The sequence below is a fragment of the Acinetobacter sp. YH12235 genome (genome assembly GCF_013417705.1).
Classification (GTDB): domain Bacteria; phylum Pseudomonadota; class Gammaproteobacteria; order Pseudomonadales; family Moraxellaceae; genus Acinetobacter.
The window spans coordinates 125,508-142,348 of sequence record NZ_VPDL01000002.1; the positions used below are offsets into that span (position 1 = coordinate 125,508).

Annotated in this window: 13 protein-coding genes; 9 read left to right on the top strand and 4 right to left on the bottom strand. The window is 44.4% G+C overall.

What is annotated here, in order from left to right; all coding sequences use genetic code 11:
* Positions 1-55 precede the first annotated feature (55 nt).
* Positions 56-898: a 16S rRNA (cytidine(1402)-2'-O)-methyltransferase gene (gene rsmI / locus FTV13_RS01850; protein ID WP_179992079.1), complete on the bottom strand. Its 843-nt coding sequence runs from the start codon at positions 896-898 to the stop codon at positions 56-58.
* 10 nt (positions 899-908) lie between these two features.
* Between rsmI and FTV13_RS01855 the strand changes: the two genes are divergently transcribed.
* From FTV13_RS01855 to FTV13_RS01870, 4 genes are all read left to right on the top strand, one after another.
* Positions 909-1,868, top strand: a complete 960-nt coding sequence (locus FTV13_RS01855; RefSeq protein WP_166138268.1) for a penicillin-binding protein activator — start codon at positions 909-911, stop codon at positions 1,866-1,868.
* A 9-nt stretch (positions 1,869-1,877) separates the two neighbouring features.
* Positions 1,878-2,291 (top strand): YraN family protein, encoded by a 414-nt coding sequence (locus FTV13_RS01860; protein ID WP_159123344.1) that lies wholly within the window; start codon positions 1,878-1,880, stop codon positions 2,289-2,291.
* A gap of 136 nt (positions 2,292-2,427) precedes the next feature.
* Positions 2,428-3,120 carry a BON domain-containing protein gene (locus FTV13_RS01865; protein ID WP_159123345.1) on the top strand — a complete coding sequence of 231 codons (693 nt, stop codon included), beginning with the start codon at positions 2,428-2,430 and terminating at the stop codon, positions 3,118-3,120.
* Positions 3,110-3,988 (top strand): alpha/beta hydrolase, encoded by an 879-nt coding sequence (locus FTV13_RS01870; RefSeq protein ID WP_179992078.1) that lies wholly within the window; start codon positions 3,110-3,112, stop codon positions 3,986-3,988. Before FTV13_RS01865 ends, FTV13_RS01870 begins: the two co-directional genes overlap by 11 nt.
* Before the next feature lie 69 nt (positions 3,989-4,057).
* On the opposite strand, the gene nudC is transcribed toward FTV13_RS01870, so the two are convergent.
* The 3 genes from nudC to dnaQ form a co-directional block, all read right to left on the bottom strand.
* Positions 4,058-4,837 (bottom strand): NAD(+) diphosphatase, encoded by a 780-nt coding sequence (gene nudC / locus FTV13_RS01875; RefSeq protein ID WP_180010788.1) that lies wholly within the window; start codon positions 4,835-4,837, stop codon positions 4,058-4,060.
* A complete protein-coding gene (locus FTV13_RS01880) occupies positions 4,837-6,480 on the bottom strand; it encodes a chemotaxis protein (protein WP_179992077.1) in 1,644 nt (547 codons plus the stop codon). The genes nudC and FTV13_RS01880 overlap by 1 nt, the downstream gene beginning before the upstream one ends.
* A 126-nt stretch (positions 6,481-6,606) precedes the next feature.
* Positions 6,607-7,980: a DNA polymerase III subunit epsilon gene (dnaQ, locus tag FTV13_RS01885; protein ID WP_180010790.1), complete on the bottom strand. Its 1,374-nt coding sequence runs from the start codon at positions 7,978-7,980 to the stop codon at positions 6,607-6,609.
* A 208-nt stretch (positions 7,981-8,188) separates the two neighbouring features.
* Between dnaQ and FTV13_RS01890 the strand changes: the two genes are divergently transcribed.
* From FTV13_RS01890 to FTV13_RS01910, 5 genes are all read left to right on the top strand, one after another.
* Complete coding sequence (locus FTV13_RS01890; RefSeq protein WP_179992075.1) at positions 8,189-11,491, top strand: LysM peptidoglycan-binding domain-containing protein; 3,303 nt, start codon at positions 8,189-8,191, stop codon at positions 11,489-11,491.
* A gap of 16 nt (positions 11,492-11,507) precedes the next feature.
* Positions 11,508-13,340, top strand: coding sequence for an extracellular solute-binding protein (locus FTV13_RS01895; RefSeq protein ID WP_180010792.1), 1,833 nt, complete (start codon positions 11,508-11,510; stop codon positions 13,338-13,340).
* 22 nt (positions 13,341-13,362) lie between these two features.
* Positions 13,363-14,406, top strand: a complete 1,044-nt coding sequence (locus tag FTV13_RS01900) for an ABC transporter permease subunit (protein ID WP_179992073.1) — start codon at positions 13,363-13,365, stop codon at positions 14,404-14,406.
* Complete coding sequence (locus tag FTV13_RS01905) at positions 14,406-15,416, top strand: ABC transporter permease (RefSeq protein ID WP_166138250.1); 1,011 nt, start codon at positions 14,406-14,408, stop codon at positions 15,414-15,416. The genes FTV13_RS01900 and FTV13_RS01905 overlap by 1 nt, the downstream gene beginning before the upstream one ends.
* Positions 15,417-15,543: 127 nt before the next feature.
* On the top strand, positions 15,544-16,788 hold the full coding sequence (locus tag FTV13_RS01910; protein WP_004782846.1) for an NADH:flavin oxidoreductase/NADH oxidase family protein: 1,245 nt from the start codon (positions 15,544-15,546) through the stop codon (positions 16,786-16,788).
* Positions 16,789-16,841: the final 53 nt, after the last annotated feature.

Sequence of the window (16,841 nt, forward strand, 5' to 3'; positions counted from 1 at the left end):
TAACGAATAAAAAAACACCACATTGATTGTGGTGTTTTTTATGGGTAAAGAAAAATTAATCGTTGGCAGAGGTTAGTTCCAAAGCACGTTGATAGGCAATTTTTTTCTTGATTCCAGTCAAATCAGCAGCCAGCTGTGAAGCTGCTTTGACAGACAGGTCTTGTAATAAACGCAGTAACAATTTATCCAGTTTTTCCTGATCCAGATCTTTTTCTTCGATAGAACCGCCAATGACCAGTACGATTTCACCTTTTTGCTGGTTATGGTCATTGGCAACAAATTCGACTAATTCACCCAGTGTCATTTTCCTGATAGTTTCAAAGGTCTTGGTAATTTCACGGGCAAAACCTACAGGACGTTCTGCACCGAATACCGCTGCCAGATCTTTGACACATTCCAAAATGCGGTGTGGCGCTTCATAGAAAATTAAGGTCTGGGTTTCATCTTTCAGTTTTTCCAGAGTCAAGAGCCGCTGGCTTTGTTTAGACGGCAAAAAACCTTCAAAGCTGAAACGGTCACTTGGTAAACCTACTGCGCTTAAAGCGGCAATTGCAGCACATGCGCCCGGCACAGGAACCACACGAATATTATGTTCTTGGGCAGCACGGACAAACTTGAATCCTGGATCGCTAATCAGTGGTGTGCCTGCATCACTGATTAATGCCATATCTTCACCATTAAGCAGGCGTTGAATCAACTGATCAATCTTGTTGCTTTCATTATGTTCATGGCAGGCTGTCAAAGGTGTTTGAATATTAAAGTGTTTAAGTAATTGTGCAGAAGTTCGTGTATCCTCAGCTGCAATAAGACTCACCGATTTCAATACATTAATTGCACGATAACTAATATCATCTAAGTGCCCGATTGGAGTCGCAACAACAAATAACTGAGCACTCATAGGTTTCTCCATGTGGAATAAATCGAATAATAAAAAATGGAAGATTCAAAATAAAATTTTGGGCTTGGGGTTACTGGCCTGCGTCAGCAGCGTACAAGCAGAAGTGCTGATTATTCTACCTGAAAGCGGCCCCTTGGCGCGAGCCGCTTCGAGTATCAAGCAAGGATTTCTCAGTGCATATACAGCGTCCGGACAGAAAGTACCATTGAAATGGGTCAATTCAGATCAGAAAAAAATCTCTCAGTTACTCAAACAGCATGTCAGTAAAAAGACGCAAATGGTGATCGGCCCTCTGGCACGTCAGGATGTAGAGCAACTGGTGCAAACTAAACCCAAGATTCGTACACTGAGTTTGAATGAAAGTAGTCTTACAGCGCCAAATATCTGGCAATTTAGCCTGTCGAAAAAAGAAGATGCGGCTGCCTTACAGAAGCAGATTGCGCAAGATGGGATTCAGCAACTGTTTGTGATGCGCCAACCGGGTAGTGAGTCAGAACATGAACTTCTGCTAATGTCACTACTTAGTCAGAGTGAGCTGCAACTGGAAATGATCCAGAAGCCACCATTTTTTCTGAAGAGCAAGCAGGGGATATTATTGCTTGGCAATGCGGACTGGCTGGCATCCTTACAGGGTTTGGGACATAAACGGATTTATACAGTCGCAAATGCAATTAATGAACAGCATGTTCCGCCACGAGGCATCAAGTTCTGCGATGTGCCGGTACTTTATTTTGCTAACTGGCCTGATGTGATGCAGGCTCATCAACAGGCACCGGTGAATATGTCCTATCAGCGCTTGATTGCTTTTGGTGGCGATGCCTGGCAAATCACCCAGTATTATTTAAATAATAAAAAAATACGCAATATTGAATTCCAGGGTCGTACTGGAATGATTCGGGTATCGGATCAGGGCATACAACGTACACCATCCTGTTTTCAGCAGAGTGCCAAAGGTCTCAAGGCACTATAAGAGTCAGCGATGCAGAAACAATTAGGTGTATGGGCAGAACAACAAGCTGCGCAACTGATGCAACAACAAGACTTTCAGCTCATTGCCAGAAACTGGCATAGCCGCTATGGTGAACTTGATCTGGTCATGCAGCGTGAGCAGGAACTGGTCTTTGTCGAAGTAAAAGCACGAGCTAAAACGGGTTATGCATTGGCTTATGAATCTGTTTCCTCTGCCAAGCAACGAAAAGTCCTACAAACGGCTGTATGTTTTATTCAAAAAAATCCACAGTTTGCACATTATTACTATCGTTTTGATGTGATTTGTTTTGATTTTAATCGGTATTTTGCAAAAACCATACAGCATGATTTTTCTCAATACCCTTATGATCTGCACTGGTTTGAAAATGCTTTTACTTTTGATCAAGAGTTTATTAATCTTTGAATAAAATAAGATCTGATGCGGCAGATAAAATTTGCAGCATCATGGGAAAGTTCAAGTATGATGAAGAACATCTGGCCTTGAAAAAACAGATTATTATATTGAAATAAGACTGATTAAAATTAAGGAGTCTTGCTGAGTGGTTAAGCGTATTGCAATAACAATGCTGTGTGTCGCAAGTTTATCGGGTTGTGCCAGCTTTATTTCTAGCGGTACTGGTACGGCTCCTGTAGGTACCGAAAATGGAGCTCGGACGCTAGGACAGGTATTTATCGATTCTTCTATTGTACGTACTGCAAAAATTAATCTTTATAAACTGGATTCACGTTTTAAACAGTCAAGGGTCAATATTGAAAGCTTCCATGGTAATGTCCTGTTGACCGGGCAGGTGCCGGATGCGCATCTCAAGCAATTGGCAGAAGATAATGTCAAATCCATGAGTGATGTCAGAGCGGTGCATAACTTTATCACTGTGGGTAACCAGAGCAGCTACACTACGATCATGCAGGATACCGCCGTGACGGCAAATACCCGTGGTTTGATTATGAAAGCACCGGTGGTGTCTGACAGTAAAGTGCATGTGCATACTGAAGATGGTGTACTGTATGTGATGGGACGTCTGAACAGTGCTGAAATCGATGACCTGAATCAGGTGCTGCAACAAGTGGGGAATATCACGAAAATTGTCACGCTCATCGACAACGTGGATCAGCGCTCTGGTTATAGTACTAACCAGAATTTTGCAGCGCCTGCATCTTATGCACAGTCGGGTGTTGAACAGACTCCAGTCGCCATCGATCCTGATACAGTTGAACCGACCGATGTTCCATAAGGTCAGTCAATTTAAAACGCAGCTGTCAGATCAGATCCTTGAAGTCCAACAACGTTATAAAGATTTCCGGATCTATGATTTTGGCAGTTATGCGCTGAACCGGTTAACCCCCAAACAGGGTTATAGTGTTGAAACCCAGTTAGCCTATGGCTTAAAAGCCCGTCAACGTTTTGATCTGTTTTTAAGCCATCAGCCATTAGCACATCGCCCCCTGATTATCTTTGTCCATGGTGGTGCCTGGCTGCATGGTGATAAAAAGGATTACCACTTCATCGGCGAGGCCTTTGCCAAAGAAGGTTATGATGTGGTGGTGATGAATTATCATCTAGCGCCTGAACATATTTTCCCGATTTATATTAATGACCTGCATTTATTGCTAAATCATTTGCAGCAGCATGCAGACCAGTTAAATGTTTCTACGGAAAATCTGGTCTTGATTGGGCATTCAGCCGGGGCATTTAATGTCATGTCAGCGCTATACCATCCACAAAAGGCCATGATTGAGCGGGAACAGATCCGCGCCATTATTGGACTGGCAGGTCCTTATCATTTTGACTATAAAGATGATCCGATCTGTGCCGATGCTTTTGACCAGTCGATTCCGTATCAGCAGGTCATGCCATATTATTTTGTGGAAAATACCTCCACCAAACATTATCTGTTCATGGCAGAGCGGGACAATATTGTCGGTCATTTCAACAGTCAGGATCTGGACCGGGTTTTAAAAGACCATGGCAATCATAGTGAGCTGATTACCATTCCGAAACTGGGTCATATTACGATGATCGGTTCATTGTCCAGTTTGTTTAGCCGGTTCTTTGAAACCAAGCCGCGTGTGATGTGGGCGCTAGAAGATGCTTTCAAGTGAAGATCTGTGATCGTGGTAATTCCCATAAAAAAGCCTGGTATAAAAACCGGGCTTTTTTAATTGAAAACCTTAGAGCCATTTACGGGTATCATCTGCGACCGGTGTACCTTGAGTCACATGCATGATCATGGCATGGGCAATACTGCCTTTAAATGGAATTTCAGGCAGCTGATCAAACTTGAAGAATTTCGCATCGCTAATTTCTTCTTCCTGCAATTGCAGCTCACCGCCAGCATATTCTGCTTTGAAGGCAATCATCAAATTACTCGGGAAAGGCCATGGCTGACTGGCCAAATACTGGATATTTTTCACTTTCAAGCCGACTTCTTCCAGCGTCTCGCGACGTACCGCTTCTTCAAGCGTTTCCCCAACTTCGACAAATCCGGCAATCAGACCATACATCTGGCTTTTGGTATTACGTGCATTTTTGGCCAGCAAAATTTCATCTTCACCGCGGGTAATCACAGTAATCACACAAGGTTGCACCCTTGGATACTGACGATAATGGCAAGCTGGGCAAACCATGGCATATTCAACAGCATGGGCTTCAGTCGGAGTACCACAATGGCTACAGAACTTGTGATTCCGGCGCCATTCCAAGAGTTGCACAGCACGACTGGCCTGTTCAAATTGCTGAACATTCCAAAACTGTAATAATTGACGGATTGGAACCAGTTGCAAGCCTTCAGGAATCGGCTCATCTGGAAGAAGATCACGGGCAACCACCTGATCACCCGGATTCAGCAGCAAATCACTTGCCAGAGCTTCAACTTGAGGCAGTTGAAAGTGTTGATCGACCAGCAACTGTTGCTGCTGGAAAATATAAGTAAGTGATAATTTTTTAGACATTAGGCAACGATTTTCAGTTTCTCACTACTGTCTAATGCTACCTTAAACATAGACTGTAATACAGGCTGTTTGTTCTTTAAGTTGTCGATCATCATATCGGCACTAGCCAATGCATCCAGCGCATGATGAATTTCTGCTGGTGTTAATGCAACCGACTGTTCAATACGGTTTTTAATGAACAGGGCAGTTGTATTGAATGCAGCTTTCACATGTTCAGCATTCAGGAACAGCATAGCACCGCCAATTTCACAGAACTGGATGGGTACAGGTTCGAGTTTGGTCAGATCTTGATCCTGCAGATAATCAGTCAGAATCTGGCTAGATAATTCAATCATTGCCTTGGTTTCATTCAACAAAGCGTTATGTGCTTCGTCCAGACGATCCAGCGAGATATTCATGTTATTCACACGTAGCTGCAAGCGGCTCGAAGTATGATGGCGCTCCAATACACCAATCGAGTTCATCGCGGATAGAATTACATTCATCAATTGTTGGGCAAAAGACTCATCTTTCAGAATATCTGCCTGGCTGAGTGAAGCTGCCTGACGGTTTAAGTCATGATAGGCTTCATTCAGATTCAGAACCTTGAAGATATTGGCCAAGCTATTCAGCTGAGTCTGGAGTTCCTGAGTTTTTTCAGGTGTCATGTGCTGATAGTTATATTCGATATCATTGCGGATCTGGGTCATTTCCGCAGTCACCAGTTCGCTAATGGTATGCATGGTTTCGAAGTCCGGACCATATAGGTGACGGCTGAACACCTGAAGTTGCATATCTGTCAGTAGATCATCACCAATATTCAGCTGGCTACGGATTTGCTGTGCAGTTGCATCTTCCTGACTAATACATAAGCTTAATACATTTGCCAGATCAGACAGAGAGGCTTTGAAGCTGTCGGCTGAACTAAAGTACTGCGCCATGTTGCGTTCAATACTGATTAAAGTACGTAAACGTGGTTCATTGATGAGCAGGTGATCAATATTATCAAAAGCAACATGCACCAGATGCCAGTATTGCTTGCTTGGATGATTTGCTGAAAGGCCTGCCAGATAAGTACCGACCAGTTTGATCGCTTGCAGGTCCATCTCGCTTTCTTCCTGTTTCAGCAGTTTGTTAAGAGACAGCTTGTACAGGCGTTGCACATATTTGGATTTTTCCAGACCTGGTACTTGGGGTAACTGGAAGTCAGGGGTAATCAGGTCAAGCAAAGGTTCAATATGCTGACCTTCAGTGGTTAATGGTTTACCAAGCGCTAGTTCCAGACGGTTCAGGGTATCGAGCAGGAACTGTGGAATTTTCACTTCACGCAAGCAGATAAATTCGATATAGCGTTTCAGCATGGTGGTGCCTTCACTCAATGCGATCACATCCTGAGTGTTGACCTGCGCCGGATTCCCCATAATCTTGCGCATCAGTTCTGCTGAATATTGTGCAATTTGTGCCAGATTCGGCATATCAATCAGTGCCAGTACCTGTGCACATTGTTCGAACTGATTTAATGCATCGTCAATGCCAAAAGGTAAAGTCTGATCTTCTACCAAGGTGCTTACTGCTGATTCGACTAACTTGATCGAGTTATCAACCTCATTTTTTATTATCAGTAAAGCTGTTGGATCAAAATGTATAGAGGTTTGGTAAGACATGGATCTGCACCTTTCCTTGAGTATTATCTATATATGAGCCCCGCTTTATCGGACGGGGCCTCTTTGGAATTACTATAACTGAAGAACTGTATTTTAAAAGCGAAATTACTGCTTGAAATTTAGATTTTATTTGGCAAAAAGGCAAGGCGTTCCATGCTTTTCTTCAAATTGTTTGACCCATTTCTCATGTTCGGCAAGTTCTTCATCTGATGGAAGAATCACAGGCAATTCAATTTCAATTTTTACAGTGCCTGAACTGCCGCCTTGTTCTTCGGTATGTGACAGGGCATCCATATCAAAAGAGACTTGTCCACCGGTCATGGCCAGATAAACATCGGACAGAATTTCCGCATCGAGCAAGGCACCGTGGAAGGTACGGTCACGCTGTGGAATTTCATAACGACGCACGAGGGCATCCAGGGAGTTTTTCTGTCCCGGATGCTTGGATTTGGCCATTGCCAGGGTATCGGTCACTTCACAAACTTCAGAAAGCGCGACAAAGCCTGCCCGCTTGAACTCCATATCCAGGAAGTTCATATCGAAGGTCGCGTTATGCGCAATAATTTCGGCACCTTGCAGATAGTCAAACAGTACCTGTGAGATTTCTTCAAACAGCGGCTTGTCTTGCAGGAACTCGTCGGTGATACCGTGGACATTCACCGAATCGCCAACCGGTTTTTTCGGATTGATATAAATATGGATTGAGCTGCCGGTAAGTTTCCGGTTAATCATTTCGATCGCACCCACCTCAATGATCCGGTCACCATCCTGATAATAGAAACCGGTGGTTTCAGTATCCAGAATCAATTGACGGGGGCCATGCAGCTCTAAGGTCGGCGGTGTAATCACAATTTGCGGATGTAGTTCGGTTGAATCTGAAGTGACTGAAGCGGACTCATCGGTATTTTCAGTTGTTTCCAAATTTTCAGTCTGTTCCATTTCTTCTTCAGCCATTTCCATGCTCTCTTCGAGTTCTTCTTCACTATCGACAAGATCCAGCCCGAAAGGGTCGTCTAGAAGCCAGTCAGGTTCAGATTTTTTTTTATTTTCAGTGATTGCAGTCACTGATTTGGATTTTTTTAAGGTTTCATCTGCGCCCTGATTGGCCAGTTGATCGGCCATTTCATTGCCAGGATGTCCAGCATGGCCTTTTACCCAGTGCCATTCAATATCCCGACCTTGGCAGGTGGCATCCAGTTTTTGCCATAGATCCGGATTTTTAACGTCTTTCCAGTTTTTCTTTTTCCAGCCATGAATCCATTCGGTAATGCCTTGTTTGACATAATTGGAATCGGTATAAATGACCAGCTTGGCATCTTTCGGACAGAACTGGATGCCTTCAATCGCCGCGGTCAGCTCCATGCGGTTATTGGTGGTATGATCTTCGCCACCGCAAATTTTGTGTTCCTTCTGTTCGGTAATTATGTACGCACCCCAACCGCCTAAACCCGGGTTGCCGCGACAGGCGCCATCAACATATAGCGTGATAGTGTGAGACATAAATTAAAATCCGATCAAAAAAGAACTTGCTGAAGCGGATATTGTATAACGCAAATACGCTTGATGCGTCTAGATGCACCAGTTTTTTTAATTTCTTGTAACATTTAACGTGAAATCGGGGTAAATTAATGCCTTGTGTCCACGACATGCTTCACTACAATGGCATATCTAAAAAATAAATTTATATACGAATTGTTTGGATTTCTTTATGTATAAACCAACCGCAATTTTGTGGCAGCCCGCATTACCAGCATTTTTAAAATTTTCTGTACTTGGAACGGCACTCGCTTCCTTGGGACTGACGGGCTGTTCATCTACACAAAGTGCGACCCAAAAAGCGTCAAGCAAGCAGGTTGGCTCACAATATCTAGATGCAAGCAGTTTGGATGGGCTGGAAGATTTACTTTCTGCAACGGATATGCGTGCGGTTGAAGGTGACCGTTTACTGATTTTGAAGCATGGTGATATCTGGAAACGGATGACCGTGGGTTTCAAGATGGATCTGAATACCTGGAATCCGCGTATTGATGCACAGCGTGGCTGGTTTATTTCCCGTCAGCCGTATCTGGACCGCCTGAGTGCCCGTGCATCACGTTATCTCTATTATACGGTGAAAGAAGCAGAGCGCCGTGGTATGCCTACGGAACTGGCTTTATTACCGATTATTGAGAGTTCTTATGACCCGGCGGCGACCAGTAGTGCAGCAGCGGCAGGTTTATGGCAGTTTATTCCGAGTACCGGCCGTATTTATGGTTTGAAACAAACCTCACTTTACGATGGCCGTCGTGATGTGGTGGAATCGACCCGTGCGGCTTATGAATTCTTGGGTAGCTTATATAACCAGTTTGGTTCGTGGGAATTGGCTTTGGCCTCTTATAATGCCGGTCCAGGCCGTATCCAGCAGGCGATTAACCGTAATAAGGCCGCAGGTTTACCTACCGATTACTGGTCCTTGAAACTGCCTCAGGAAACCATGAACTATGTGCCGCGTTTCCTGGCAGTTGCGCAGATTGTGAAAAATCCGGGTACTTATGGTGTGAGTTTGCCACCGATTGCCAACCGTCCTCACTTCCGTGAAGTGACTGTCGGTGCAGCCAATTTAAATGAGATCGCAGCGATTACGGGTTTAAGTCGTGCTGAACTGTATCAGCTTAACCCGGGACATCGTGGTGACCGTATTGATCCGGAAAGTCCACGCCGTATTTTGATTCCGGCTGACTTAAGTCCATCGATAGATGAAAAACTGAAAAAATTGCAATCTAGCTCAAGCGGCTTATGGGCAGGTACTGTCAGTAACTCGCCTAAAACGACCACTACAGTAACTCCAAAGCCAACTGTAGCACCAGCATCAACCAGTACCACCATCGTACCTGCCAAGCAGACTCCACCGGTGCTTGCAACTACGACTGCTAAGACTGCAACAGCAACTAAAGCTCCAACTGCGACCACAACACCTAAACCAGCTACGACTGCACCAGCAGCAGTGTCAACCACCACGACACCTAATCTAACTGCACAAACCACTAAACGGGTCAGTACTCCACGTGGTTCTGAAGCACTTGCTGAATTTGCTGCAAAAAGTGAATTGCCTATTCCAAGTGCGCCACGTATTCCAGTTGCTGTGACGCCAGTTGCTTCGGTGAAGCCTATCCAGGTCGAGCCACCAATTACCGCAGCTGAACGTCAGCAAATCCAGAAAGTGGTGTCAGCAGAAGAAATTAATAAAACCGTGGATGAGCTTTTACAACCTGTAGCAACTGCGGCTGAACAGGCACAGGTCATTGAAGAGCTGAAAGCACTGGCACCTGCAGGCACAGAAATTGTTGACCCTTATGATGGCAAGATCAAACTGACTGCAATTCAGACCAGTCAGTCTATTGCCGAGCAGCAGGGTAAGGAGCTGACCAAAGGATTCTCATATCCGAAAGAAGTCGCTGTAAACACCAGTGCAGATTCAGTTGAAGCTCGACTCAATCAGGGCAAAAACTATGTAAAAACTGATTCAGAAGTCGTGGTTGTGGCACCGAAAGGTAAGCGCAGTACCTATAAGGTTTTACCGGGTGATAATCTGGCATTGATTGCAGCCAAAAATGGCGTGAACTGGCGTGATGTCGCGAAATGGAACCAGATTGATCCAAACTCTACACTGTATGTAGGTACGACAATTTATCTCTATGATGCCAAGCCCGTACAGGAAGCACCGAAAGCCAAAGAGAAACCGGAAAGCTATGTGGTTCAAGCTAATGATTCTTTGACCAGTGTTGCCAGTCAGTTCAGCCTGAGCGTCAAACAGTTGGCTGATTATAATGATCTGAGTACGACCAGTGGTTTATTTGTGGGGCAAAAGCTTTCCCTGAAAGAAAGTACCAGCAAAGCGAAAGCTGAAGACAGTAAAAAAGCCGAAACTGCCAAAGTTCAGACCAAGTCCTATACCGTTAAACGTGGTGAGTATCTGAAATTGATTGCAGATCGCTACGCATTGTCGAATGCAGAACTTGCTGCACTAACTCCGGGTTTAACTGCGGGTAGCAGTTTGATGGTCGGACAGAAGATTAATGTTCCTCTTAATGAAGTTGAAGAACTGACTGCGAGCAGTAAGAAAACCGAAAAAGTCGAACAGAAGTTTGAGAACGTTAAGGTTGATCATACGCCAACAGAAAACTATCAGGTCAAACGTGGTGAAACCCTGTACAGCATTGCCAATCAAAGTAAATTGACGGTATCTGAACTGGCTGCGTTAAATGGCCTGTCTGCAAACAGCGGCTTACGCATTGGTCAAACCATCAAGATTCCAGCTGGTAGTCAGGTTCCTGACAGTTATACGGTTCAATCGGGTGATACGCTGACTGGGATTGCAGCAAAATATAATCTGTCGATGGATCAAATTGCCAACCTGAACAATATTTCTCGTAGTGCCAATCTGCGTGTGGGTCAGCATCTGAAATTATCTGGCAGTCCTGAACCTGTGCAGGAAGTGGTCACCGAGACTCAGGAAAAGAATGTTAAATCAGATACTCACATCGTGAAATCTGGTGAAACCTTAAGCTCGATTGCCCGCCAATATCATCTGCAATTACGTTATCTGGCAGACTTGAATGGTTTGAATACCAATAGCAATGTGCGGATTGGACAGCGTTTAAAAATTAATGAAGATATTCAGATCGCCAAAAAAGAGCCGGTAGTGAAAGTCGCAACAAAATCTGCATCTTCTAAGGCGACAGAATCCTATACGGTAAAATCCGGGGAATCTCTGATTGCGATTGCCAATCGTGTAGGAGTACCCGTTACTGATCTGGCGAGCCTGAACAATCTTAGTCCACGTGCCGGTTTACGTGTGGGCCAAACGCTTCAGCTTCCAAAACTTGTCACTGAATACAAGGTGAAGCGTGGCGATACCTTGATCGGCCTGGCATCCCGTTATGGTATGGCAACCAATGAACTGGCAGAAATGAATGAACTGAAACCCAATACTCAATTGCGTATTGGTGATGTGATTAAGGTTCCAAACTAATTTCTGGATCGTGAAATTGTTTAATCCCGTCCATATCTTATGGATTCTTGCTGCCCCCTGGATCATCAGTTCCAGCGGGGCAGCAGTCATTACGACGCCTTATATTGCACTGCATAGTGTACCCAAATATGCACAGGCTAAATCTCTGCCTTATGCCAATCCGCAAGCGCCCAAAGGTGGCATTCTTATTCAGGCAGCCGATGGCAGTTTTAATAATCTGAACAGCATGAATGGTAAGGGCAATGTCACTGAAGGGATTAACTATATTTTTGACAGCCTCATGTCAAAATCCCTGGATGAACCCGGCGTTTATTATCCCTTGCTGGCTGAGAAAGTCAGTTTCGACCCAAAGCAGACTGCTTATATAATTTTCCATTTAAATCCTAAGGCCAGATTCAGTAATGGTCAGTCAGTGACGGCTAAAGATGTAAAATACAGTTTTGATCTGTACCAGACCCAGTCCAATTTTGGCTTACAGATGTATCTGGCAGATATTAAAAAAACCGAAGTCCTGTCACCTTCAAAAGTTAAGATTAGTTTTAAATCTCGCCATAATCCGGAAATGGCGATGATTGTGACGCAAATGCCGATCTATTCTCAGCAGGAGTGGCAAAAGCGCAACTTCAAGGACATTAACCTGAAACCGATCTTGGGTTCTGGGCCCTATGTGATTGAACGTATTGATGCAGGACGCAGTATTTCCTATAAACGTAATCCGCATTATTGGGGTAAAGACCTGCTGGCCAATCGCGGCCGTTATAATTTTGATCGCATACAGTATCGCTATTACCGTAGTCCGGAAATCAAGTTTGAGGCATTTAAATCTGGCCAGTTTACGCTGCATGAAGAAAAACAGGTCAACCGCTGGGTAAGTGATTATCGGTTTCCTGCGGTACAACAAGGCCAAATCAAAACCTATCGTTTTCAGCATCACAATCCGATTCCTACACAAAGCCTGATTTTTAATACGCGACGTCAGCCCTTTGCTGATATTCGCTTCCGGCAAGCTTTAACTCTGGCCTATGATTTTGAATGGCTAAATAAAGCCTTGTTTCATGGAGAATATCAGCGTCTGAACAGCTTTTTTAGTAATAGTGAACTGGCATCTACAAGCAAGCCGAGTGCTCAGGAGCTGGAAATATTACAGCCAAATTTATCAAAATTGCATCCGGTGCAACGTCAGGCGGTATTACAGGATTGGCATTATCCGCAATCAGATGCCTCCGGGTTTAACCGCAAAAATTTATTACAGGCGCGACAAATTTTATTGAATGCCGGTTACCGTTATCAGCAGGGGAAACTGGTGACTGCTCAAGGTCAACCTGTACAGATTGAATTTCTGTTGCATCAAGCTGAACAGCAGCGTCATCTGATGCCTTATCTACGGCATTTGAAACGTTTAGGAATTCAGGCTCACATTCGGATGGTGGAAACGGCTCAGTATTATGAGCGACTAAGAAATTATCAGTTTGATATGATTATGGATACCATGCCGCAATCGCTGACACCGGGGCAGGAACAGAAACAGTTTTGGGGCAGTGAGGCGGCACGTCAGCATGGCAATTATAATTATGCCGGTATTCAAAATCCGGTGATTGATCGGGTGATTGATCAGGTAGTTCAGGCACAAAGTCGTGAGCAGCTGATTTATAGTACCCGAGCTTTAGACCGTTTATTGCGAGCCGGTTATTATCATATTCCGACCTATGGTACGGGTGAATACTGGTATGCTTACTGGAATATGTATCAGCAGCCTAAAATCAAGCCCAAGCTTTCTGCGGGTATTGATTACTGGTGGGTGGATGCAGCTAAAGCCAGAAAAGTGGCACCATACTTAAAATATCGCTAGATTTCCAGCTTCGGGGAGTGCCATGAGCACTTATATCGTCAAACGTTTGCTTCTTATGATTCCGACATTATTGATGGTTCTACTGATCAATTTTGTAGTGATTCAGCTTGCGCCGGGTGGTCCAGTGGAACAGGCCATCTATCAGGCACAGCATGCGAATAATTTGGCGATTGGTGGCTTGCAGTATCAGGGACAGCAAGGCCTGACGCCCGAAATGCTGGAGCAGATCAAGATTCAGTATGGATTTGATCAACCGGTTCATTTACGGTTCTGGGAAATGTTAAAAAGCTATGCTCAGTTTGATTTGGGCCAGAGCTTTTTTAAAGGCCAAGCTGTGACTGAACTGATCTGGGAAAAACTGCCAGTTTCACTGTCTCTAGGTTTCTGGAGTACCTTGCTCATTTATCTGGTCTCTATTCCTCTTGGCATCCAGAAAGCCAAAAAGCATGGCAGTCTGTTTGATCAAACTACGTCTTTGCTGCTGGCTGTGGGCTATGCCATTCCAGCCTTTATCTTTGCTATTTTGCTGATTGTATTTTTTGCAGGTGGTTCCTATCTGCAATGGTTTCCTTTACAAGGGTTAAGCTCGGAAAATTTTGATGAATTATCTTTCTTTGGAAAAATTCGAGATTATTTCTCGCATATGGCTTTGCCATTGCTGGCCATGGTGCTAGGTGGTTTTGCACGGCTGACTTATCTGGTGAAATTTTCCTTTATGGAAGAACTCAGTAAACACTATGTACTGGCAGCAAAAGCGAAGGGACTACAGGAAAGGGCAGTACTCTATCGGCATGTACTGCGCAATGCAGTGCTGGTGTTGATCGCTGGATTGCCAGAAGCTTTGCTCGGTATTTTATTTGTCGGGAACCTGTTTATTGAAATCATCTTTAATCTGGATGGTTTGGGCATGCTGGGATTTGAAGCGATTCTGCAGCGGGATTATCCGGTCATTTTTGGAACTTTGTTTATTTTTACCTTATTGGGCTTGGTGCTGCGTTTGATCAGTGATGTGCTGTATCGGGTAATTGATCCCCGGATTCATTTCGATTCGCGAGGATTGAAATAATGTCACCAATGCTACGCGCCAGCCTGCAACGTTTTAAAAATAATAAAACCGGATTTGCCTGCTGCATTGCCTTTGTCATTATTTTTATCTTGTCACTTGGTGCTGAGCTGATCGCTAACGATAAGCCTTTACTGATCAAGTATGAGGACTCCTATTATCTGCCAGTAATAAAGTCATATCCTGAAACGACTTTTGGGGGTGTCTTTGAAACTGAAGCCGAGTATCAAGATCCTGCGGTACAGCAGCTGATTAATGCCAAAGGCTGGGCAATCTGGCCGGTGATCCGCTTCGGCTATGACACACCCAATTTGGCACTCGATATTCCAGTACCTTCACCTCCAAGCAGGCAAAATTGGCTAGGAACAGATGATCAGGGACGGGATGTGCTGGCACGGATTCTATATGGCTTGCGTATTTCCTTGCTGTTTGGCTTTGCACTGACTTTGCTGTCGGCAGGATTAGGTGTGCTGGTCGGTGCAGTTCAAGGCTATTATGGTGGCTGGATTGACCTGATCGGGCAACGTGCACTTGAGGTCTGGAGCAGCCTGCCGATGCTGTTTATGGTCATGATTCTGGTCAGTGTGTTTAGTCCGAATATTTACTGGCTATTTGTGATCATGCTATTTTTTGGCTGGACCACACTGGTGTCGATGGTGCGCGCTGAATTTTTACGGGCCAGAAATCTGGAATATGTCTGGGCAGCGAAAAGTATTGGTGCAGGGCATGGCCGGATCATGTTCAGGCATATTTTACCCAATGTGATGGGTTCCAGCCTGTCACAACTACCTTTTATGCTGACTGCCAATATTAGCGCACTAACTGCACTGGACTTTTTAGGTTATGGTTTGCCACCCGAAACCGCTTCTCTAGGTGAATTATTACTGCAGGGTAAAAATAATCTCAATGCGCCGTGGTTGGCTTTATCCGGGTTTCTGACTTTAGCCATTGTCTTGTCTTTACTCATCTATATCGGTGAAGCCATCCGGGATGCTTTCGATCCCAAAATTTAAAATGATTTTTTAAGACTGATTTAATATCTACAAATAAAATTTGTATCCATTTGACAATATGAATTGTCAATTATGGCAAGTTAGGTTATAACACATACAAAATAAGATAAACATTTCAGGAAAGTACATGACACAATTGGCCGATTCCATCCAGATCCGTAATACCCAGTTTAAAAACCGTATCATTAAAGGTGCCATGAGTGAGGCGTTGGCCAATGATGCAGGCCAACCCAATCAGGCCCATTTAAAGTTGTATGAGGCTTGGGCCAAAGGTGGTTTAGGCTGTGCGATTACGGGTAATGTCATGGTGGATTTTCGTGCCAAGAATGAACCCGGTGTAGTGGTAGTAGAAACTGAACGTGACCTGGAAAAGTTAAAAGCTTGGGCGAATGTCGGCAAACGTCATGGCATGGTGCAACTGGTACAGTTATCTCATCCTGGACGTCAGTGCCCAAAAGGCTTGAATAAAGAAACCGTAGCACCTTCAGCTGTACCTTTTAGTCCAGCATTGGCGATGAGTTTCGGTACGCCACGTGAACTGCGTGAAGATGAAATTTTAGATATTATCCAGCGCTTTGCGACTTCAGCTGCCATTTGCGAAAAGGCGGGATTTGAAGGCGTGCAGTTACATGGGGCGCATGGTTATCTAATTAGCCAGTTTTTATCGCCCCTGACCAATAAGCGCCAAGACCAGTGGGGTGGCAGTATTGAAAACCGCAGCCGATTCTTGCTAGAGGCTTATAAGGCAGTGCGTGCAGCAACTTCAGAGAATTTTATCATTTCAGTGAAATTAAACTCGGCAGACTTTCAGCGCGGTGGCATTAGTGAAGAAGACGTGATTTATGTCTTTAAGGCGATGGATGCAGTCGGGATCGATATGATTGAAGTTTCTGGCGGAACCTATGAAGCACCTGCAATGGCCGGAGTAAAAGCAGAGAAACGTAAAGCATCAACGGTTGCCCGCGAAGCCTATTTCCTCGATTTTGCCGAAAAGATCCGTCAGGAAGTTAATTGTTATTTAATGGTGACGGGGGGCTTCCGTACCGCAGTGGGTATGAATGCAGCCCTTGACAGCGGCGCATGTGATTTTATCGGTATTGCACGTCCATTTGCGGTCGAGCCTGATCTGGGTAACCGTCTGGTGGCTGGACAGGATGTACGTTATGCAGTGGAGAAAATTAAAACCGGTATTCCAATGATCGATAAAATGGCGATTATGGAAATCATCTGGTATGCCGCACAATTTAAAGAAATTGCCAAAGGTAATCGACCAAATCCAAAACTGTCGCCTTTAAAGGTATTTTTAAATTACGTAAAAGGTAATGTGAAAGCTGTGATTAAAGGTCAGATCAATTCACGTAAATCGGCTTAATTTGTATAATGCATTGAAGCAAAAACAGGGCATATAAAATGCCCTGTTTTTTT